Source organism: Kribbella sp. CA-245084 (genome assembly GCF_050942355.1).
Taxonomy (GTDB): domain Bacteria; phylum Actinomycetota; class Actinomycetes; order Propionibacteriales; family Kribbellaceae; genus Kribbella.
Genome location: NZ_CP192053.1, coordinates 3,473,551 through 3,493,601 on the forward strand (window position 1 = coordinate 3,473,551; position 20,051 = coordinate 3,493,601).

Below are 20,051 nucleotides of genomic sequence, written 5' to 3' on the forward strand. Positions count from 1 at the left end.
GTGGCGCCGTCGCGATGGTGCTGACGCTGATCGGCACGCGCTGGGCGATCAGATGGCTGGCCAAGCGCGGCTACGGCCAGGAGATCCGCGCGGACGGCCCGACCTCGCACCACATCAAACGCGGTACGCCGACCATGGGCGGCACGGTCTTCATCGTCGCGACGATCGTCGGGTACTTCGCGGCGAAGCTGTTCACGATGACGCCGCCGAGCGCATCGGCGCTCCTCGTGCTGTTCCTGTTCGCCGGGATGGGCGCGGTCGGCTTCCTGGACGACTTCATCAAGATCTTCCGGCAGCGCAGCCTCGGCCTGCGCAGCAAGGCGAAACTGGCCGGTCAGACCTTCGTCGCGGTCGTGTTCGCGGTGCTCGCGCTGCAGTTCCCGGACGAGCGCGGGCAGAAGCCGGCCTCGCCGTTCATCTCGTTCATCCGCGACATCGGCTGGCTCGAACTGCCGGCCATCCTGGTGATCATCTGGATCCTGCTGCTGATCGCCGGAATGTCGAACGGAGTCAACCTCGTCGACGGTCTGGACGGTCTGGCGACCGGCGCGTCGATGATGGTGTTCGGCGCCTACACGCTGATCTGCATCTGGCAGTTCAACCAGAGCTGCGCGACCGCGAACGGCGTCGGCGCCAAGTGTTACGAGGTTCGAGATCCACACGACCTCGCCGTGGTCGCCGCGTGTTTGACCGGCGCGCTGTTCGGCTTCCTCTGGTGGAACGCCTCGCCGGCGAAGATCTTCATGGGTGACACCGGTTCGCTGTCGCTCGGCGGCGCCCTGGCCGGGATGGCGGTGATGACCCGGACCGAGCTGCTCGTGCTGCTGCTCGGCGGCCTGTTCGTCATCGTCACCGCTTCGGTCATCCTGCAGGTCGGCTACTTCAAGGCCACCAAGGGCAAACGCCTGTTCCGGATGGCGCCGCTGCATCATCACTTCGAGATGCTCGGCTGGGAACAGGTCAACATCGTGATCCGGTTCTGGATCATTCAAGGCTTGTGCGTGGTGATTGGTCTCGGGGTCTTCTACGCGGAATGGGTGACCGGATGAGTCTCGACACACGGACGGACGACGGCTGGGCGACGACGCGGTTCGTCGTGCTCGGCTTCGGTACTGCGGGCTACGCCTGCGCGGACTCCCTGATCCAGGCCGGCGCCGAGCACCTCGTCGTACTCGATGATCGCGACAACGAGGCGCTGCGCGAGAAGGCAGTGATCCTGGAGACGCTCGGCGCCACGATCACCCTCGGCCCCGGCAGTACGGCGGAGTTGCCGAAGGAGGTCGACGTCGTCGTCACGTCGCCCGGCGTACCGCCGCACTCGCCGTTGCTGGCGCAGGCGGCCGAGCGGGACGTGCCGATCTGGAGCGAGATCGAGCTGGCGTGGCGACTGCGCGACCCGGCGACCGCCGCGCCGTGGTTGTGCATCACCGGCACCAACGGCAAGACCACGACGGTGCAGATGCTGACCGCGATGCTGCAGGCAGCCGGGCTCCGGACGGTTGCCGCGGGCAACGTTGGTCTGCCGTTGCTCGAGGCGGTGATGGACCCCGAGCCGTACGACGTGATCGCGGTCGAGCTGTCCAGCTACCAGTTGCACTACACGCACTCGATGTCGGCGCACTCGGCCGCCGTACTGAACATCGCGCCGGATCATGTCGACTGGCACGGCTCGCTGGATGCCTATGCCAAGGACAAGGGCCGGATCTTCGAGAACTGCCAGATCGCGTGCGTCTACAACGTCGCCGACCAAGCGACCGAAGAGCTCGTGATGGACGCGGACGTGATCGAGGGCTGCCGCGCGATCGGCTTCACCCTCGGTACGCCGGGACTGTCGATGCTCGGGATCGTCGACGACCTGCTGGTGGATCGGGCGTTCGTCGAACAGCGCGCCACGTCGGCGCTCGAGCTGGCGATGATCTCTGACGTCACGCCGGCCGCTCCGCACAACATCGCGAACGCGCTGGCCGCGGCCGCGTTGGCGCGTTCGTTCGGCGTACCGCCGACGGCGATCCGCGACGGGCTGCGGGGCTTCCGGCCGGACAAGCACCGGATCGCGCATGTCGCGGATGTTGCCGGGGTCAACTATGTCGACGACTCGAAGGCAACCAACCCGCACGCCGCGCAGGCTTCGCTGCTCGCCTACGAGCAGGTGGTGTGGATCGCCGGCGGTCAGGCCAAGGGCGCGACGTTCGACGAGTTGGTCATCGCGGCCCGCGACCGGTTGCGTGCCGTCGTGCTGATGGGCCAGGACAAGCAGGTGATCGCCGAAGCTCTCGAGCGACACGCACCCGATGTGCCGAGGATCGTCGTCGAGGCAACAGACACTGGAGCTATGCAGATCGTGGTGGGGGAGGCGGCGAAGCTCGCACAGGTGGGTGACACCGTGCTGCTCGCGCCTGGCTGCGCATCCTGGGACATGTTCGCCAACTACGGAGCCCGTGGGGACGCCTTCACCGAAGCCGTACACGCGCTCGACAACTGATCCGGAGGTGATCGCGTGACGTCGATCGCGGATCAGCCCCAGGGTAGGAAGAACGGCGAACGGGCCTGGGTCGCGGCCATCCGGGACGTGCTCGACCGGCCGCTGACGTCGTACCACATCGTGCTCGGCGCGACCGGTCTGCTGCTCGTGCTCGGGCTGATGATGGTGCTCTCGGCATCGAGTGTGCTGTCGCTGCGCATCAACGGGAACAGCTACACGATCTTCGTCCGTCAGCTGATCTGGGTCGTGGTCGGTCTGCCGATGGCGTACGTCGCCTCGCGGATGACGCCACGGCACTTCCGCATGCTCGCGTACGTCGCGCTGCTCGGATCGATCTTCCTGCTGGTGCTGACCTACATCCCGGGCCTCGGCGTCGGCGTGAACGGCAACACCAACTGGCTGAACCTCGGCGGACCGCTGCAGATCCAGCCGAGTGAGTTCGCCAAGCTGGCGATGGTGATGTGGTGCGCGGATCTGTATGCCCGCAAAGAGAAGCTGCTCACCCAGTGGAAGCATCTGCTGGTCCCGATGGTGCCGGTCTGCGGTCTGGTGATCGCGCTGGTCGTCGGCCAGCACGACCTCGGTACTGCGCTGGTGCTGATGGCCGTGATGATCGGCATGATCTGGATCGTCGGCGCCCCGACGCGGCTGTTCGTCGCGACGATCGTCGTGGTCGGCGCGGTGGCGACGTACTTCGTCAACGCGGAGAAGTACCGGATGCAGCGGGTCACGTCGTTCCTCGATCCGTTCTCGGACCCGATGGGTGTGGGGTGGCAGGCGTACCACTCGTTCTACGCACTCTCGACCGGAGGCTGGTGGGGCGTCGGCATCGGCAACAGCCGGCAGAAGTGGAGCAACCTGCCGGAAGCGCACACCGACTTCATCTTCTCGGTGATCGGTGAGGAGCTCGGCCTGGTCGGGTCGCTCACCGTGCTTGCTCTGTTCCTCACACTGGCGTACGCCGGAGTGCGGATCGCGACGCGGAACACCGAGCCGTTCGTCCGCTACGCGGCGGCGGGGATCACCATCTGGATCATGGCCCAGACGCTCGTCAACCTGGGCGCCGTGATCGGACTGCTACCCATCGTGGGTATCCCGCTCCCGCTTTTGTCGTACGGTGGTTCCGCACTGCTGCCGACCCTCATCGCGATCGGCATGCTGCTGTCCTTCGCGAAGGCCGAGCCCGGCGCGCAGGCCGCCCTGAAAGAGACCAGGCGGCCCCGGTTCGGGTGGCTGCCTTCGCGGCGTACGCCGCACCACAAGTGAACCCGCGGGAGCGTTGAAAGCTGTGCCCAGCATCGTTCTGGCCGGCGGCGGTAGCGCCGGCCACACCTCACCCCTGATCGCCACCGCCGACGCCCTGCGCCGGATCGACCCGACCGTCGAGATCCTCGCCCTCGGGACGGAGCGCGGCCTCGAGACCCGCGTCGTACCGGAGGCCGGCTACCGGCTGGAGCTGATCCCGCCGGTGCCGCTGCCCCGCAAACCCACGCCGGCCCTGCTCGCCGTACCTGGGAAGATGCTGGCCTCGGTCAGCGCCGCCCGGCGGGTGCTCGACGAGGCCAAGGCCGACGTCCTGGTCGGGTTCGGCGGCTACGTCTCCACCCCGGCGTACGTCGCCGCCTGGCGACGGAAGACGCCGATCGTCGTCCACGAGGGCAACGCGGTGCCGGGGATCGCGAACAAGTTCGCCGCCCGCTACTGCACGCAGTACGTGAAGACGTCGTTCCCGGGCAGCGAGCTGCCGCACGCGGAGTACGTCGGGCTGCCGATCCGCCGCGCGATCTCGACGCTGGACCGGGCCGCGCTGCGGGCCGAGGCGCGGCAGTTCTTCGGCCTGGATCCGGACGCGCCGACGCTGTTCGTCACCGGCGGGTCGCAGGGTGCGCGGCAGATCAACGAGGCCGTCTCCGGCGCCGCCGCGGACCTGCAGGCAGCCGGTATCCAGGTCCTGCACGCGATCGGCCCGAAGAACAGCCTCGAAGTGCCGCAGACCGGCCGCTACCCGTATGTCGTTCTGAACTACGTCGACCGGATGGACCTGGCGTACGCCGCGGCCGACCTGGTGGTCTGCCGCTCAGGGGCGAACACGGTCACCGAGGTGTCCGGCGTCGGGCTGCCCGCGATCTACGTTCCGCTGCCGATCGGTAACGGTGAGCAGCGGTTGAACGCCAAGCCCGTGGTGGACGTGGGTGGAGGTGTGCTGATCGACAACGCCGGGATGACCGCGGACTGGATTCGCGCGAACGTGCCGCAACTTCTGCACGACCGCGAGCGTCTGACAGCCATGTCCACAGCTGCGACCGGTGTGATCAGGACGGATGCCGACGAGCGATTGGCGCGGATCATCCTGGATGTGGTGAGGTCTGCTTCGTGATCGTCACCGCACCTGACACGCTCCTGCCTGCCGAAAAGCTGGGCAGAGTGCACTTCGTAGGAATCGGCGGAGCCGGTATGTCCGGTATCGCCAGGATCATGGCCTCCCGCGGGATCGAGGTGTCCGGGTCCGACGCCAAGGACGGCAAGGTGCTCGCCGCGCTCCGCGCGCTCGGTGCGACCTGCTGGGTCGGTCACGCCGCCGAGCACGTGAAGGACGTCGACACCGTGGTGGTGTCGACCGCGATCCGCGAGACCAACCCCGAGGTGGTCGCCGCCCGCGCGGCCGGGATCCCGATCCTGCCCCGCGCCGCCGCGCTCGCCTCGGTGATGGTCGGCCGCCGCACGCTCGCGATCGCCGGCACGCACGGCAAGACGACCACGACCTCGATGCTGACGGTCGCGCTGCAGCACTGCGGCGCCGACCCGTCGTACGCGATCGGCGGCAACCTGAACGAGTCCGGGTCGAATGCCCACGACGGCACCGGCGACCTGTTCGTCGCCGAGGCGGACGAGTCGGACAAGTCGTTCCTGACGTACTCGCCCGAGGTGTCGATTGTCACGTCGGTCGAGCCGGACCACCTGGACAACTACGGCGACGAGGCCAGCTACCGCAAGGCGTTCGAGGAGTTCTGCGATCGCGTGCTGCCCGAGGGCTTCATGGTGATCTGCCAGGACGACGCGGGCGCGCGGCGGCTGGCGGAGTACGCGCGCGACCGCGGCATCGACGTACGGACGTACGGCGAGTCGGAGGACGCGGATCTGCATGTCACCGAGATCACCGCGACCGGCGCGACGCAGTCGTTCGTGCCGGTGTACCGCGGGCGGAAGCTGCCGATGGTGCAGTTGCAGCAGGCGGGTAAGCACAACGCGCTGAACGCGTCGGCGGCGCTGACGGTCGGGCTCGGGCTCGGGTTCTCCGCGGCCGACCTGGCCGAAGGGCTGGCGGCGTTCACCGGCACCGGCCGGCGGTTCGAGTTCAAGGGGCTCGAGGACGGGGTGCGGGTGTTCGACTCGTACGCGCACCACCCGACCGAGCTGGCTGTCGACCTGACCGCGGCGCGCACGGTGGCGGGGGAGGGGCGCGTGATCGCCTGCTTCCAGCCGCACCTGTTCAGCCGGACGCGGATCTTCGCCAAGGAGTTCTCCGAATCGCTGGCGCTGGCCGACGAGGTCGTGGTGATGGACGTGTTCGCGGCCCGCGAGGACCCGGAGCCGGGCGTCACCGGGGCGTTGATCGCGAATCATGTGCCGCTGGAGCCGGACCAGGTCCGGTTCGAGCCGTCGTGGTCCGCCGTGCCGCAGCTGGTCGCGGACCTGGCCGGGCCGGGCGACCTGGTGGTGACGCTGGGCGCGGGCGACGTGACCCTGATCGGCCCGGAAGTCGTTGGTCTGCTGGCCGAACGCGCCAGTGCTCGCGACTCGGCCCGCGAGCCTGCCGAGTCAACGCCGGTAGCTGTGGTGGAGTAATTGGGTGGGGTTTGTTGAATGAGCCAGAGCGTTGATCTGGCTCGGGCACAGCAGCGGTTCGCGCGCCGGCAACGGCTGGTGCGCTGGCGGAGTTGGCTGCCTTGGGCGATCGGCGGCGGACTCGTTGTCGTGGCCGGGCTGGTCGTCTGGCTGTTCTACTTCTCCTCCGCGCTTGCTGTCTCGGGCGTTCGGATCAGCGGTGCCGACACGGTGCCGCTGGCAACGATCGAGCAGACCGCGGCCGCACCGGTCGGCAGCCCGCTGGCGAAGGTGGACCTGCGGTCGATCGCGGACCGGGTGCGGACGATCCCGGCGGTCGCGGACGCGCAGGTAACCCGCGCCTGGCCGAACAAGATCGTGATCGTCGTCACCGAACGGGTTCCGGTCGTGGTCGTCACGGACGGCTCGCGGTACGAACTGGTCGACGCGACCGGTACGTCGTACCGCACCGTGCCCGACCGGCCGGCCGGACTGCCGGACGCGAAGGTGACCGGCGTACGGCGCGACGTCACGATCCACTCGGTGGTGACGGTTTCGGCCGCTCTCCCGGACACCTTGCGGGCGCAGGTGAGCTCGATCTCGGCAGCGTCGCCGGATTCGATCACGCTCAACCTGAGCTCGGGTGTGAAGGTCGTTTGGGGTAGTTCCGATGACAGTGCGCGCAAGGCCGGGGTACTGAGCGTGCTGATGAAGCGGCAGGCGAAGGTGTACGACGTCTCGGCGCCCGATCTCCCTGTCACCAAAGGGGAAAAGCGGTGACGAGTCACATCCCGGGGACGCCCGGCGAGGCGCGTGGACTTTGGCCGGAAGCGTCCCGTACCGTGCGTCGTAATCTAAAGTTGACATAACTCTAAGCATTCAGTTGAGGTTCAGTCTTTTCGCTGGACAACGGGAAACGAACGAGGCGAGAGGCGCGGACGTGGCGGCACCGCAGAACTACCTGGCACTCATCAAGGTCGTTGGTATCGGCGGGGGCGGCGTGAATGCCGTCAACCGGATGATCGAGCACGGTCTGAAGGGCGTTGAGTTCATCGCCATCAACACCGACGCGCAAGCGCTGTTGATGAGCGACGCGGACGTCAAGCTCGACATCGGTCGCGAGGAGACCCGTGGTCTGGGTGCCGGCGCGAACCCGGCGATCGGGCAGAAGGCCGCCGAGGACCACTCCGAGGAGATCGAGGAGGCGCTGAAGGGCGCCGACATGGTCTTCGTCACCGCGGGTGAGGGCGGCGGTACCGGCACCGGCGGCGCGCCGGTGGTCTCCCGGATCGCCCGCTCGCTCGGCGCGCTGACCATCGGTGTGGTGACCCGGCCGTTCTCGTTCGAGGGCAAGCGCCGTGCGACCCAGGCCGAGGACGGCATCGCGGCGCTCCGCGAAGAGGTCGACACGCTGATCGTCATCCCGAACGACCGGCTGCTGACCATCTCCGACCGCGCCGTGTCCGTGCTGGACGCGTTCAAGCAGGCCGACCAGGTGCTGCTGCAGGGTGTTTCCGGCATCACCGACCTGATCACCACGCCCGGTCTGATCAACGTCGACTTCGCCGACGTCAAGGCCGTCATGTCGAACGCCGGCTCCGCGCTGATGGGCATCGGCTCGTCCCGCGGCGAGGACCGCGCGGTCGCGGCCGCCGAGGCGGCCATCTCGTCTCCGTTGCTTGAGGCAAGTATCGAGGGCGCGCACGGCGTACTGCTGTCGATCGCGGGCGGGTCCGACCTGGGCCTGTTCGAGATCAACGAGGCGGCCCAGCTGGTGTCGGAGTCCGCGCACACCGACGCGAACATCATCTTCGGCGCGGTCATCGACGACGCCCTCGGCGACGAGGTCCGCGTCACGGTGATCGCGGCCGGCTTCGACGGCGGCATGCCCAAGCGCCGCGAGCAGGCGATGAACCAGGCTCGCCCCCAGTCCTCCCGCCCGCAGGGCTACTCGGCCCCGATGTCAGGCGCCCCGACGACCGGCCAGCCCGCCAGCGGCGCGCCGTCCGGTGGACAGGTCCCCGGCGTTCCGGTGCAGCCCGGCCAGACTCCCGGCACGACGCAGCCTCCGGCTCAGCAGCCGCCGACGGCTCCCGGTGCCAACACGCAGAGTGCACCGGCAACCGGCGGCCCGGCTGCCAACGTGACACCGACGACGCCTCCGATGCCGACGGACGACACGGTCCCGGTGCCTGCGCCGACCGAGCCGCGGCCCGGCGTCGGCACGACCAACTCCGCGCGCCCGCCGGCCGGGGACGGGGTTCGCACCGTGCAGTCCGGTCAGCAGTCGACCCAGCCGACGCCGCACACCCCGGCATCGCCGACCGCTCCGCACTCTTGGCCGACCAACGGCCCGAGCACCTCGAGCCAGTCTGCCCAGCCCAGCGCCCCCAAGCCGAAGAAGCCAGAGCCCGAGGAAGACCTCGACATCCCGGACTTCCTGAAGTAACTCCCGCGCAGCCCCAACCTTGTGCACCCACCAACCACTTCGCGCTCGCGAATCTGGTTGGTGGGTGCACAAGGTTGTGGGGGACTTCAGGCTGTCGGGTCCGGCTGGCGGGGGCGGTAGACGGAGACCAGGACGCCGTAGCGCGACTCGGTCGGGCCGGCGTCGGTGAGGTCGTGGACCATCCGGTCCAGGGTCGCGGCGAGTTCCGCGGCCTGGGCGGCGGTGAGCCGGAGGTTGCGCAGGTTGAACAGCGGGTCGTCCGCCGCGGTCTCGAGCTCGGCGCTGACGGCCTGGAGCGCGACGGTGTTGGCCGCCCGGGCGCCTTCACCGACGAAGTCGAACCGCCGTACCGACCGTCGGTAGTACTGCTCCGTCCCGCCGCGCACTTGCCGAGTCTCGGCCACGTGCACCATCCCGGCGTCGCGCAGCACGCCCAGGTGATGGGCGACATTGCCTTTGGCTGTCCCGAGCGCAGCGGCCAGCTGGCTGATCGTGGCCGCCTCCTGCCCGAGCGCGAACAGCAAACGGTGCCGCAACGGGTGCCCGAGCGCCTTGAACTGCGCGGCGCTCGACACCTCTAGGTGATCGACGATCTCAGCCATGGATTAAGCGTCTATATTTCTTGACGCTTTGTCAAACGGCGTGCTCTACTTCTGCCCATGCACACCGAAGAGATCAGGGCCGTCGTCGGCCGGCTGGGCGCGCTGGTCGCCGAGCACTATGTCTTTCCCGAGATCGGCGCCGAGGTGGCGGATCGGCTCGCCGCGGCGGTCGCCGAGGGTCGGTACGACGACCTCGGTACGCCGGAGCAGCTGGCCGAGCGAGTCACGACCGACCTGCAGGTCGGCAATCAGGACAAGCACCTGCGCCTCATCTTCCGCCGCGACGGACTGCCGGACGAGACGGATCCGGTGGCCGAGGAAGCGCATTGGCGGCGCCGGGCAGAGCTCGACGCCGGCGGGATGGCACGCGTCGAACGGCTCGACGGCAACATCGGGCTGCTCGAGATCCGGCCGTTGCTCTATCCCCCCAACATGGCCGGACCGGCAGTCACCGCGGCGATGTCCCTGCTCGCGTCGACCGACGCGTTGCTCATCGATCTGCGCCGCTGTGTGGGTGGATCGCCCGATCAGGTCGCCCATGTCTGCAGTTATCTGCTCGACTCCGACGAGCCGATCCACCTGCACGATCTGGTCAAACCGGCCGACGGTACGACGCGGCAGTTCTGGACCATGCCGTACGTGCCGGGTCCGCGGTTCAGCGGCACCAAGCCGATCTGGGTTCTGACCAGCCCCGCGACCTTCTCGGGCGGCGAGGAGCTGGCGTACAACCTGCAGCAGTTCGGGCGGGCGGTCGTCGTGGGCGAACGGACCGGCGGCGGCGCGCACCCGCGCCAGGGGTTCAAGTTGCACGAGCAGCTCGAGGCGAGCGTGCCGGTCGCGCGTTCGGTGAGCTCGGTCACGGGGACCAACTGGGAGGGCACCGGTGTCGTTCCCGACCTCGACGTACCGGCGGACGAGGCGTTTGCCGAGGCTTATCGCCTGGCGGCCGGGTACGTGCTCGAGCTGCCGGCGGATCCCGAACGGAACGGTGTGACCGATGAGGCGCGGGCGCTGCTGGGTGCCGGGGTCAGCGCTGGGTAATCTTCAGTCGTGTTCGGCTACGACGAGGTTCGCATCCCCGCCCGGGTCGTCTTCACCGATCGGTACGGCGGCGCCAGCAAACCGCCGTACGGCGAATTCAATCTCGGTGGGTACGGCGAGGACGCCGAGAGGATCGCCGAGAACTACCGTCGGGTCGCGACCGCGTTCGAAGTGGAGCCCGACGCGGTCGTCCGCGTCAGCCAGGTCCATGGACGCGACGTCTATGTCGTCGGCCCGGATGACGACCTACCGCTCGAGCAGAACCCGAAGGCTGACGGGCTCGTCACGACCCGCTCCGACGTCGTCCTCGCCGTACGCGCCGCGGACTGCCTCCCTGTGTTGCTGGTCGGCGACGGTGTCATCGGTGCAGCCCACTCCGGACGCAAGGGCATGTACGTCGGCATCGTGCCGGCGACCGTCGACGCGATGCGGGACCTCGGCGCCTCGCGCATCACCGCCGTACTCGGGCCGTATGCCTGTGGGAAGTGCTACGAGGTCCCTGAAGAGATGCGGGCCGAGGTCGCCGAGCGCGTGCCGGCGGCGTACTCCGAGACCAGTTGGGGGACGCCCGCCCTCGACGTGGCGGCCGGCGTGAAGGCGCAACTGGCCGAGCTCGACGTCGAGGTGGTCGACGCGACCGCGTGCACGATCGAGTCCGGCAACCTGTACTCGTACCGTCGCGAAGGCCCGACCAGCGGCCGGATGGCGGGCCTCATCAAGCTGGTCACGCGATGACCGACCGTTCCGACGAGCTGCGCGGCAACTTGCTGCAGGTTCAGGAGCGGATCGAGAAGGCCTGTCAGGCGGCCGGGAGATCCCGGGACGAGGTCACCCTTGTCGCGATCACCAAAACCTTCCCAGTCAGCGATGTACGGGCGCTGGCGGCCCTCGGAGTGCGGGACGTCGGCGAGAACCGCGAGCAGGAGCTCAAGGTCAAGGCGCCGGAGTGCGCGGACCTTACCTGGCACTTCGTCGGTCAGCTGCAGTCGAAGAAGGCCCGGTCCGTCGTCCGGAACGCGTCGATCGTGCACTCCGTCGATCGGTCGTCACTCGTCGAAGCGCTGTCCAAGGCCGCGGTCGCCGAGGAGAAGACGGTGCGCTGCCTGATCCAGGTGAGCCTCGCGGCGTACGGATCGGCCGATGCGGCGACCGGCGCGGGGCGGGGCGGTGTCGAGCCATCCGACGTACCCGGACTGGCCGCGGAGATCGCGGCGGCGGACGCACTGGAGCTCGGGGGAGTGATGGCTGTCGCGCCGTTGGGATCGGACCCCGGCGAAGCCTTCGCCGGACTGCGGGACGTAGCGTCGCGGCTACGCTCCGAACACCCCGGCGCCGACTGGATCTCGGCCGGGATGACCGGTGATCTGGAGGCCGCGATCAAGCACGGTGCGACACACGTCCGGCTCGGGCGCGCCTTACTCGGTACGCGTCCTTCACTCGGTTAGTGTCGACATCGAGCAGGTTTTGCTTCCTGGTCACCGTTGTCGTTGGAGTTGTCGTAGAACCGGATCGAGGTGCTGGAGGGCCATGAGCGGCGCACTGCGCAAGATGGGTGTGTACCTCGGCTTGGTCGAGGACGGGGAGCGCTACAACGCGCGGTACGACGACTACGAGTACGACGAGTACGACGATGACGCAGTCGACGATGTTGACGGGGACTCCCACGAGACCGAGCCGGTACCTGCCGGCCGGGAGAGCCGCGAGTCTCGCGAGCACCGCGAGGACCGTGAGAACACCAGCGGCGCCACGGTCAGCAAGTTCCCAGACCGGCGCGGGGTCGCGCCGTCCCCGGAGGTTACCGAGTTGGCCCGCATCACCACCGTGCACCCGCGCAGCTACAACGAGGCGCGCGTCATCGGTGAGCATTTCCGCGACGGCACCCCCGTCATCATGAACCTGACCGAGATGGATCACGCCGACGCCAAGCGACTCGTCGACTTCGCCGCCGGGCTGATCTTCTGCTGCCGTGGATCGATCGAGCGGATCACCACCAAGGTGTTCCTGGTCTGCCCGCCGAACGTCACGGTCGCCGCCGAGGAGAAGGAGAAGATCGCCGCGGACGGGTTCTACAACCAGAGCTGAGGCTCTGGTTGGCTCCTGGCCTTCCGCCGTCTTCTACACTCATTGACGACATGAATGCTCTAGCGCTCGTCCTCAGTGTTCTCAGCTGGGTGCTGCTCGCCTTCTTCCTGGTACTGGTGGCGAGGTTCGTGCTCAGTCTGATCGTCATGTTCGCGCCCCAGTGGCACCCGAAGGGTCCACTGCTCCTGTTCTTCGAGCTGATCTACTCGATCACCGATCCGCTGCTGAAGCCGTTGCGGCGGATCCTGCCCCCGATCGGGGCGGGCGGGGTGCGGATCGACCTGTCCATGCTGATGCTGTTCGTCATCGTGTCGGTGGCGATGTCCATCAACTCAACGGCTTTGCGGTCGTTGTGAGGGTGGGAACGGCGAGGACTGGGTAGGTAGAGTCTCGGGAAAAACGGAGCCGTTCCTACCGGGCCGCTCCACCGGGCAGGACCGTTGTCGACCGCCCGGATTCCGTCATAAGACAACGAAGCGATAACGTGATCTACTGAGTCGCCGGGGTGCAACACTACGGGGACTCCGCCAAGACACAGACAAACGAGGTGAAAGATGCCGCTGACGCCGGATGACGTCCGCTCGAAGCAATTCACGCCCGTCCGACTACGGGAGGGCTACGACGTCACAGAGGTCGACTCCTTCCTCGACGAGGTCGAGGCAGAGCTCGAGCGACTTCTCGCCGAGAACGAGGAGCTGCGGGCCAAGCTCGCGGCGGCTCAGCGCGCAGGTGCGGACCAGCAGCGGCCGGTCGTCGACCAGACCGCCGCCCTGCCGCCTGTCGTGCAGCAGCCCAAGCCCCCGGTCGTGGTCGAGAAGCCGGAGGAGAAGCCCCCGGTGATGCCGCCAGTCGTGGCTGCCAGCGCTGCTGCGGCGGCCGGCTCGGTCGGCGACGCCTCCAGCTCGGCCGTCAGGCTGCTGGAGATGGCCACCAAGCACTCCGACGACCTGGTCCAGGAGGCGAAGGACACCGCCGACAAGATCATCGGCGAGGCCCGCGCCAAGGCGGAGCGCCTGGAGAACGAGGCGCGTGGCAAGGCCGACCGGATGACCGGTGAGGCCCGCGCCCGCGCCGAGAAGCTCGACGGCGAGATCGCGGAGCGTCGTGCGCAGATGCTCGGCACGCTGGAGAAGCAGAAGGGTCAGCTCGAGCGCACGATCGACGACCTGCACGCGTACGAGCGTGAGTACCGCAGCCGCCTGAAGACGTACTTCACCGAGCAGCTGAAGGCGCTCGGCAACGGCGACGACACGCTCAGCCCGCGCAACGGCTTCCGCCCGGAGGCCCGCGCCCAGGCTCACGGTCACGGCGTGTAAACAAAACCTCGTTGAGGAGGCGGTGCTTTCCGGCGGCACCGCCTCTTCGTCATGTCTGGACACTTTTGACACACGGTCCCGTCGCGGTGACAGGGTGTCAGGTCCGGGTCAGAGGATGTAAAAGTTTGAAGAAGTACGGGTGATTCCCCGGCCGGTTCCATCGGGGAACACACTCCAGAAGACAGCACCGAGTACAGCCCGGCGCGAGCTCCTCGTCAGGAGCCCGCGCCGTTCGTCTGCCGGTCAGGCCTTCGTCAGCCAGTAGCTGAGCTGCAGGTCCTCTTCGGTGCCGCTGGCAACATCCGCCTCTGTGGGGGCGGACTGGTTCAGCTCGACGGCGAGGACCTCGCGGGCGATCTCGTCGGCGTGCTTGCCGAGGGCATCGGTCAGTTCGGTGTCGGCCGAGGTCAGCCAGACCTTGATCCGGTCCGAGACCTCGAGGCCGGCGTTCTTCCGGGCCTCCTGCAACGTCCGGACCACCTCGCGGGCCAGGCCGGCCTGTCGCAGCTCCGGCGTCACCTCGAGGTCGAGGGCAACGGTCTCGCCCTGCTCGTTCACCACCGACCAGCCTTCCTTCGGCCGCTCGGACAGCAGTACTTCGGCCTCGCTGACCCGAACGTCCTCGCCGTCGACGACGACCGACGCCGTACCGGTCTCCTTGAGCTCGACAGCGAGCGCACCGGCGTCGGCGGCGGCGATCGCGGCCGCGACCACCGGCGTCTGCTTGGCGAACCGCTTGCCCAGCTCACGGAAGTTGCCCTTGGCGGAGAACTCGACCAGGTCGGCGCCCGCCGCGGACAGCGGCTCGACCGTGCCCACATTGAGCTCGTCCGCGATCTCCTGCAGCAGCTCGGGCGACAGGTCCGCGATCGCGGCCGATCCGACCAGAGCGCGGGCCAGCGGCTGCCGCGTCTTCACCTTCGCCTCGGCGCGGGCCGACCGGCCGAGCTCGACGACCCGCTTGGCCATCGACACGTGCTGCGCCAGTACGTCGTCGATCAGCGTCTCGTCGTACGTCGGGAAGCTCGACAGGTGGACCGACTCGGGCAGCTCCGGCGTGACCGGACGGAACACGTCCTGCCAGACCCGCTCGGTGACGAACGGCGTCAGCGGCGCCATCACCCGCGTCAGCACCTCGAGCGTCTCGTGCAAGGTGGCCAGCGCGCCGGCGTCTCCGGCCCAGAACCGGCGGCGCGAACGGCGGACGTACCAGTTCGACAGCACGTCGACGAACGAGTTGATGAGCAGACCGAGCCGCTGCGTGTCGAACGCGGCGTACGCCTCGTCGGTGTCGCGGACCAGCCGATGCGTCTCGCTCACCAGCCACCGGTCCAGCACCGAACGGTCCTCGACCGCGGGCGCGTCGGCAGGCGACCAGTCCGCGAGCCGGGCGTACAGCGCGTGGAAGGCGACCGTGTTCCAGTAGGTGAGCAGCACCTTCCGGACGATCTCGTTCAGCACGTTCGGCCCGATACCGCGCGCCTTCCACGGCGAACCGGAGGCGGCCATGAACCAGCGCACCGCGTCCGCGCTGTGGTCGTCCATCAGCGGGATCGGCTCGAGGATGTTGCCGAGGTGCTTGGACATCTTCCGGCCGTCCTCGGCCAGGATGTGCCCGAGGCAGACGACATTGCGGTACGACGACTCGTCGAAGACCAGCGTGCCGATCGCCATCAGCGTGTAGAACCAGCCGCGGGTCTGGTCGATCGCCTCGGAGATGAAGTCGGCCGGGTAGGTCGTCGCGAACTTCTCCTTCGACCCCTCCGCCCACGGGTAGCCCCACTGTGCGAACGGCATCGAGCCCGAGTCGTACCAGGCGTCGATCACCTCGGGCACGCGGTGCGACTCCGCACCACAGGTCGGACAGTCGAAGGTGATGTCGTCGACGTACGGCCGGTGCGGGTCGGTGGCACTCAGGTCGCGACCGGCCAGCTCGCCGAGCTCGGCCAGCGAGCCGACACACACCTGGTGGTCATCGGCACAGCGCCAGATCGGCAGCGGCGTACCCCAGAAGCGCGAGCGGGAGACGGCCCAGTCGATGTTGTTGCGCAGCCAGTCGCCGTACCGGCCCCACTTGACCGAGTCCGGGTACCAGTTGGTCTGCTCGTTCTCGCGGAGCAGGGCGTCCTTCACCTGCGTGGTGCGGATGTACCAGGACGGGAGTGCGTAGTACATGACCGGGGTGTGGCAGCGCCAGCAGTGCGGGTACGGGTGCTCGTACGGCACGTGCTTGAACAGCACACCGCGCGCGTCGAGGTCCTTGACCAGGTCCTCGTCGGCCTTCTTGAAGAACTGCCCGCCGACCAGCGGCACGTCGGCGTTGAAGTGACCGCTCGAGTCCACCGGGTTCACTACCGGCAGGTTGTAAGCGCGCCCGACCGCGAGGTCGTCGGCGCCGAACGCGGGGGACTGGTGCACCAGACCGGTGCCGTCCTCGGTGGTGACGTACTCCGCGAGCACGACGTAGTGCGCCGGCTCGTCGAACGGCACGAGCTCGAACGGCCGCTGATAGTTCCACAGCTCCATCTCGCGGCCGGCGTACTCGTCGGTCACCGTCCAGCCTTCACCGAGCCGGTCGAGCAGCGGCTTGGCGACGACCAGCGACTCCACGCCGTCGGTGGCGACGACATACTCGACGTCGGGGTGTACGGCGACTGCCGTGTTTGAAACGAGTGTCCACGGAGTCGTCGTCCAGACCAGCAGCGACGCCTTGCCGGCGAGCGGACCGGAGGTCAGCGGGAAGCGGACGTACACCGACGGGTCGACGACGGTCTCGTAGCCCTGGGCCAGCTCGTGGTCGGACAGGCCGGTGCCACAGCGCGGGCAGTACGGCGTGATGCGGTAGTCCTCGACCAGCAGGCCCTTGTCGTGGATCTGCTTGAGCGACCACCACACCGACTGGACGTACTCCGGGTCCATGGTCTTGTACGGGTGCTCGAGGTCGACCCAGTAACCCATCCGGACGGTCAGCTCGTTGAACGCGTCCACATGCCGCAGTACGGACTCGCGGCACTTGGCGTTGAACTCGGCGATGCCGTACTTCTCGATGTCGTTCTTGCCGCTGAAGCCGAGCTCCTTCTCGACGGCCACCTCGACCGGGAGGCCGTGGCAGTCCCAGCCGGCCTTGCGCTCGACCCAGAAACCCTTCATGGTCCGGTAGCGCGGGAACACGTCCTTGAAGACGCGGGCCTCGATGTGGTGCGTGCCCGGCATGCCGTTCGCGGTCGGCGGACCCTCGTAGAAGGTCCACGGCTGACCGCCGGCGGACTGCTCGAGGCTCTTGGCGAAGGTGTCGTGCTCGTCCCAGAGGGTGAGCATCTCGCGCTCGAGCGCAGGGAAGTCGACCTGGGCGGGAACCTGCCGCCAAGGAGTGTGAGGGTTTTCTGCCGCCATCGTTCGTCGTCCTTCGTCGCCACTGACCTGCGGGACGAGGGACGAAGCACCGGCCTGTCGCCGGCACCGCGCGGTACCACCCTCCTTGGTGTCTCTTCGCGAGATACCCACTTCCTTTTGCTGCCGCTGCCGGTTCTAATGGGTCCCTTACAGACCGTTCTTCCGGCGGCTCCGGGGTGATAGCCCCATCACTGCCTTGCGGATCGCGGTTGTCAGTGTACGGCGTCGTACGAGCTGACTACGAATCGTTAATCGTTCTTGGGGGAGCTGTCGATGAGTCGACTGAAACGTTCGGGTGACTGACGGTAACGGCTGAGACAGGGCTGTGACGCGCGGAACATCGAGCGGACTTGAAGAACCGACTACCGTATGTCCACGGTCTGCGCGTCGGGCTGGCACGTGGTGATCACGTGGCCTACTGTCTTGCGACCAGTCCGCTTCAGTCTCCGACGAAGGCAGGGGGTAGCTGATCAGCATGGCTACATCGGCACAGAAGAAGTCCGCCCCCCAACGTTCCGCCGCGGCCGAGAAGAGCGCTGCGAAGAAGTCCGAGCCGGTTCAGAAGACAGCGGCCCGGAAAGCCCCGGCGAAGAAAACACCGGCGACGGCCTCGCCGGCCAAGAAGACTCCCGCGAAGAAGTCGGCGTCGACTTCCACTGCGGCAAAGAAGGCTCCGGCCAAGAAGATCCCTGCCAAACAAGCCCAGACGAAGAGGGTGGCCATGAAGACGAACGAGAACAGGACCCCGGCCACAGCGCCGGCGAAGTCCGCTGCGCATACGGCCGAAACCTTCAAGGTGAAGCCGGGCGAGGACCCGTGGACCGCGGCCGAGCTCGCCGAGCTCCGCACGGAACTCGAGGGTGAGGTCGAGCACCTCACGCAGGAGATCCGCGACGCCGAGCAGGAGATCGCGGGCCTGTTCCGCGACGGCAGCGACGGCGCCGGGAACGACCAGGCCGATGTCGGGTCGACCACCCTGGAGCGGTACCACGAGCTGTCGCTGGCCAACAACGCCCGCGACATGCTGAACCAGATCGAGTTCGCGCTGACCCGGATCGACGACGGCACGTACGGCGTCTGCGAGAGCTGCGGCAATCCGATCGGCAAGGGTCGGCTGCAGGCGTTCCCGCGTGCGACACTGTGCGTGTCATGCAAAGAACGCCAGGAACGCCGCTGAACGACCCCGCCTCGTCTCACCAGGTGGGAGACGCAGACACCACGGAACCGGCCGACGACCCGTCGGCCGGTTCTCCGTCGTCCCCGCCGCCGCCACCGCCGCCCCGATCCTGGAAATGGATGGGGCTGTTCGGTGCGGTCGGCCTCGTGATCCTGCTGCTCGACCAGGTGACCAAGGCGCTCGCGCTGGCCCACCTCACGCCGGGTGAACCGGTGAATGTGGTCGGGTCGCTGCTCAAGTTCAACCTGATCCGGAATCCGGGCGCCGCGTTCAGCCTCGGGACCGGCTACACGCCGTACATCTCGGCGATCCAGATCACCGTCGCGATCGGCGTGATCTACCTGTCCCGGCGGCTCGGGTCGGCGGGCTGGGCGGTCGCGTTCGGGCTGCTGTTCGGCGGCGCGGTCGGGAACATCATCGACCGGATCTTCCGCGAGCCGTCGGCGTTCCACGGGCACGTGGTCGACTTCCTGCAGACGCCGCACTGGGCGATCTTCAACGTCGCGGACATGGCGGTGACGTCGGCCGCCATCCTGCTGGTGATCCAGACGCTGCGCGGGGTCAAGCTCGACGGCACCCGGGAGCAGCGCAAGTGACTTCGCGGACCGTGATGGTGCCGGACGGTCTTGCGGGGGAGCGGCTCGACGCTGCGCTGTCCCGGCTGTTCGGGGTGTCCCGGACGAAGGCGGTCGAGATGATCGAGTCCGGCCTGGTTCAGGTCGACGGCTCGCCCGCGCCGAAGTCCTCGCGGGTCGCGGCCGGCGTGATGCTCGATGTCGAGCTGCCGGCGCCGCCGTCCGACGTGACCGTCGTGCCGGAGACCGTGGACAACCTGCGGATCGTGTACGACGACGATGAGATCGTCGTCGTCGACAAGCCGGTCGGGGTCGCCGCGCACCCGTCGCCCGGGTGGACCGGCCCGACCGTGATCGGTCATCTGGCCGGCGCCGGCTTCAACATCTCCACGAGCGGCGCGGCCGAGCGCAAGGGCATCGTGCACCGGCTCGACGTCGGCACGTCCGGGCTGATGGTCGTCGCCAAGACGGAGTACGCGTACACCGTCCTGAAGCGCGCCTTCAAGGAGCGGACGGTCAAGAAGATCTACCACGCGCTGGTGCAGGGTCACCCCGACCCGTTCACCGGCACCGTGGACGCGCCGATCGACCGGCACCCGCACCACGATTACAAGTTCGGCGTGGTGGCCGGCGGCAAGCCGAGCGTCACCCACTACGAGACCCTCGAGGCGTTCCGCTACGCGACCCTTCTCGAGATCACCCTCGAGACCGGCCGCACGCACCAGATCCGCGTGCACATGTCCGCGATCGGCCACCCGTGCTGCGGCGACCTCACGTACGGCGCCGACCCGGTCCTCGCCGAACGCCTCGGCCTCACCCGCCAGTGGCTGCACGCCATGCGCCTCGGCTTCACCCACCCCGGCACCGGCGAGTACGTCGAGTTCACCTCGGAGTACCCCCCCGACCTCGACCACGCCCTGGACCTCCTCGTCGACACATGAAGCCCCGCCCAGCGCTGGCGATCGCCACCATCGCCGCGCAGGGAATCTTCATCGCCGGCACCGTGCTCGGCGGCGCGATCGAGCGACACGGGTACCGCACTCCCCGCTGCCTCCCTCCGGTGGGTTTGGGGAGCGCAGCGCACCCGAGGTGACAGGCAGGAATCCCCA

General features: G+C 68.1%; 19 protein-coding genes and 1 pseudogene. 17 read left to right on the forward strand and 3 right to left on the reverse strand.

The genetic code is table 11. From position 1 onward, the window contains the following. The first annotated feature begins 14 nt into the window (after positions 1-14). The 7 genes and pseudogenes from mraY to ftsZ all read left to right on the forward strand — a co-directional run. A complete protein-coding gene (gene mraY, locus ACQPYH_RS16705; protein WP_432894414.1) occupies positions 15-1,049 on the forward strand; it encodes a phospho-N-acetylmuramoyl-pentapeptide-transferase in 1,035 nt (344 codons plus the stop codon). Next, on the forward strand, positions 1,046-2,482 hold the full coding sequence (murD, locus tag ACQPYH_RS16710; RefSeq protein ID WP_432892309.1) for a UDP-N-acetylmuramoyl-L-alanine--D-glutamate ligase: 1,437 nt from the start codon (positions 1,046-1,048) through the stop codon (positions 2,480-2,482). The genes mraY and murD overlap by 4 nt, the downstream gene beginning before the upstream one ends. Positions 2,483-2,497: 15 nt before the next feature. Beyond that, positions 2,498-3,748 (forward strand): putative lipid II flippase FtsW, encoded by a 1,251-nt coding sequence (gene ftsW, locus ACQPYH_RS16715; RefSeq protein WP_432892311.1) that lies wholly within the window; start codon positions 2,498-2,500, stop codon positions 3,746-3,748. 22 nt (positions 3,749-3,770) lie between these two features. After that, entirely contained in the window at positions 3,771-4,859 is a 1,089-nt protein-coding gene (murG, locus tag ACQPYH_RS16720; protein ID WP_432892313.1) for an undecaprenyldiphospho-muramoylpentapeptide beta-N-acetylglucosaminyltransferase, read from the forward strand. Beyond that, positions 4,856-6,328, forward strand: a complete 1,473-nt coding sequence (gene murC / locus ACQPYH_RS16725; protein WP_432892314.1) for a UDP-N-acetylmuramate--L-alanine ligase — start codon at positions 4,856-4,858, stop codon at positions 6,326-6,328. The genes murG and murC overlap by 4 nt, the downstream gene beginning before the upstream one ends. 18 nt (positions 6,329-6,346) lie before the next feature. After that, positions 6,347-7,087 (forward strand): cell division protein FtsQ/DivIB, encoded by a 741-nt coding sequence (locus tag ACQPYH_RS16730; protein WP_432892315.1) that lies wholly within the window; start codon positions 6,347-6,349, stop codon positions 7,085-7,087. A 160-nt stretch (positions 7,088-7,247) separates the two neighbouring features. After that, positions 7,248-8,253 (forward strand): annotated as a pseudogene (gene ftsZ / locus ACQPYH_RS16735) (cell division protein FtsZ); the annotation flags it as partial. 589 nt (positions 8,254-8,842) lie between these two features. On the opposite strand, the gene ACQPYH_RS16740 reads toward ftsZ, so the two are convergent. Continuing rightward, positions 8,843-9,358: an ArsR/SmtB family transcription factor gene (locus ACQPYH_RS16740; RefSeq protein WP_432892317.1), complete on the reverse strand. Its 516-nt coding sequence runs from the start codon at positions 9,356-9,358 to the stop codon at positions 8,843-8,845. A gap of 57 nt (positions 9,359-9,415) precedes the next feature. On the opposite strand from ACQPYH_RS16740, the gene ACQPYH_RS16745 reads away from it, so the two are divergent. The 6 genes from ACQPYH_RS16745 to ACQPYH_RS16770 all read left to right on the forward strand — a co-directional run bounded on the left by ACQPYH_RS16745 (position 9,416) and on the right by ACQPYH_RS16770 (position 13,797). Further along, positions 9,416-10,399: a S41 family peptidase gene (locus tag ACQPYH_RS16745; protein WP_432892319.1), complete on the forward strand. Its 984-nt coding sequence runs from the start codon at positions 9,416-9,418 to the stop codon at positions 10,397-10,399. A gap of 9 nt (positions 10,400-10,408) precedes the next feature. Then, complete coding sequence (pgeF, locus tag ACQPYH_RS16750) at positions 10,409-11,134, forward strand: peptidoglycan editing factor PgeF (protein WP_432892320.1); 726 nt, start codon at positions 10,409-10,411, stop codon at positions 11,132-11,134. After that, positions 11,131-11,844, forward strand: coding sequence for a YggS family pyridoxal phosphate-dependent enzyme (locus tag ACQPYH_RS16755; RefSeq protein WP_432892322.1), 714 nt, complete (start codon positions 11,131-11,133; stop codon positions 11,842-11,844). Before pgeF ends, ACQPYH_RS16755 begins: the two co-directional genes overlap by 4 nt. Before the next feature lie 82 nt (positions 11,845-11,926). Continuing rightward, positions 11,927-12,481: a cell division protein SepF gene (locus ACQPYH_RS16760; protein WP_350862673.1), complete on the forward strand. Its 555-nt coding sequence runs from the start codon at positions 11,927-11,929 to the stop codon at positions 12,479-12,481. A 50-nt stretch (positions 12,482-12,531) separates the two neighbouring features. After that, complete coding sequence (locus ACQPYH_RS16765) at positions 12,532-12,837, forward strand: YggT family protein (protein WP_432892324.1); 306 nt, start codon at positions 12,532-12,534, stop codon at positions 12,835-12,837. A gap of 198 nt (positions 12,838-13,035) precedes the next feature. Then, positions 13,036-13,797, forward strand: coding sequence for a DivIVA domain-containing protein (locus ACQPYH_RS16770; protein ID WP_432892326.1), 762 nt, complete (start codon positions 13,036-13,038; stop codon positions 13,795-13,797). Between the two features lie 243 nt (positions 13,798-14,040). On the opposite strand, the gene ileS is transcribed toward ACQPYH_RS16770, so the two are convergent. Continuing rightward, positions 14,041-17,190, reverse strand: coding sequence for an isoleucine--tRNA ligase (gene ileS / locus ACQPYH_RS16775; RefSeq protein WP_432892327.1), 3,150 nt, complete (start codon positions 17,188-17,190; stop codon positions 14,041-14,043). A 558-nt stretch (positions 17,191-17,748) separates the two neighbouring features. After that, positions 17,749-17,913, reverse strand: coding sequence for a hypothetical protein (locus ACQPYH_RS16780; protein ID WP_432892328.1), 165 nt, complete (start codon positions 17,911-17,913; stop codon positions 17,749-17,751). Between ACQPYH_RS16780 and ACQPYH_RS16785 the strand changes: the two genes are divergently transcribed. From ACQPYH_RS16785 to ACQPYH_RS16800, 4 genes are all read left to right on the forward strand, one after another. Next, positions 17,912-18,367: a TraR/DksA family transcriptional regulator gene (locus tag ACQPYH_RS16785; protein WP_432892330.1), complete on the forward strand. Its 456-nt coding sequence runs from the start codon at positions 17,912-17,914 to the stop codon at positions 18,365-18,367. The two genes, ACQPYH_RS16780 and ACQPYH_RS16785, sit on opposite strands and share 2 nt — an antisense overlap. A gap of 119 nt (positions 18,368-18,486) precedes the next feature. After that, a complete protein-coding gene (gene lspA / locus ACQPYH_RS16790; RefSeq protein ID WP_432892332.1) occupies positions 18,487-18,963 on the forward strand; it encodes a signal peptidase II in 477 nt (158 codons plus the stop codon). A gap of 14 nt (positions 18,964-18,977) precedes the next feature. Then, positions 18,978-19,883: an RluA family pseudouridine synthase gene (locus tag ACQPYH_RS16795; protein ID WP_432894416.1), complete on the forward strand. Its 906-nt coding sequence runs from the start codon at positions 18,978-18,980 to the stop codon at positions 19,881-19,883. Beyond that, positions 19,880-20,035, forward strand: coding sequence for a hypothetical protein (locus ACQPYH_RS16800; RefSeq protein ID WP_432892334.1), 156 nt, complete (start codon positions 19,880-19,882; stop codon positions 20,033-20,035). The genes ACQPYH_RS16795 and ACQPYH_RS16800 overlap by 4 nt, the downstream gene beginning before the upstream one ends. Positions 20,036-20,051 lie beyond the last annotated feature (16 nt).

Excerpts from the sequence above, each read along its gene's own strand:
- ACQPYH_RS16755 (WP_432892322.1), top strand. The coding sequence starts at position 11,131 with ATGACCGACCGTTCCGACGAGCTGCGCGGCAACTTGCTGCAGGTTCAG.
- lspA (WP_432892332.1), top strand. The coding sequence starts at position 18,487 with ATGGGGCTGTTCGGTGCGGTCGGCCTCGTGATCCTGCTGCTCGACCAG.
- ACQPYH_RS16770 (WP_432892326.1), top strand. The coding sequence starts at position 13,036 with ATGCCGCTGACGCCGGATGACGTCCGCTCGAAGCAATTCACGCCCGTC.
- ACQPYH_RS16740 (WP_432892317.1), bottom strand. The coding sequence starts at position 9,358 with ATGGCTGAGATCGTCGATCACCTAGAGGTGTCGAGCGCCGCGCAGTTC.
- ACQPYH_RS16730 (WP_432892315.1), top strand. The coding sequence starts at position 6,347 with ATGAGCCAGAGCGTTGATCTGGCTCGGGCACAGCAGCGGTTCGCGCGC.
- mraY (WP_432894414.1), top strand. The coding sequence starts at position 15 with ATGGTGCTGACGCTGATCGGCACGCGCTGGGCGATCAGATGGCTGGCC.
- ACQPYH_RS16795 (WP_432894416.1), top strand. The coding sequence starts at position 18,978 with ATGGTGCCGGACGGTCTTGCGGGGGAGCGGCTCGACGCTGCGCTGTCC.
- ACQPYH_RS16745 (WP_432892319.1), top strand. The coding sequence starts at position 9,416 with ATGCACACCGAAGAGATCAGGGCCGTCGTCGGCCGGCTGGGCGCGCTG.
- ACQPYH_RS16765 (WP_432892324.1), top strand. The coding sequence starts at position 12,532 with ATGAATGCTCTAGCGCTCGTCCTCAGTGTTCTCAGCTGGGTGCTGCTC.
- ACQPYH_RS16780 (WP_432892328.1), bottom strand. The coding sequence starts at position 17,913 with ATGGCCACCCTCTTCGTCTGGGCTTGTTTGGCAGGGATCTTCTTGGCC.
- ACQPYH_RS16785 (WP_432892330.1), top strand. The coding sequence starts at position 17,912 with ATGAAGACGAACGAGAACAGGACCCCGGCCACAGCGCCGGCGAAGTCC.
- murD (WP_432892309.1), top strand. The coding sequence starts at position 1,046 with ATGAGTCTCGACACACGGACGGACGACGGCTGGGCGACGACGCGGTTC.
- ACQPYH_RS16800 (WP_432892334.1), top strand. The coding sequence starts at position 19,880 with ATGAAGCCCCGCCCAGCGCTGGCGATCGCCACCATCGCCGCGCAGGGA.
- ACQPYH_RS16760 (WP_350862673.1), top strand. The coding sequence starts at position 11,927 with ATGAGCGGCGCACTGCGCAAGATGGGTGTGTACCTCGGCTTGGTCGAG.
- ileS (WP_432892327.1), bottom strand. The coding sequence starts at position 17,190 with ATGGCGGCAGAAAACCCTCACACTCCTTGGCGGCAGGTTCCCGCCCAG.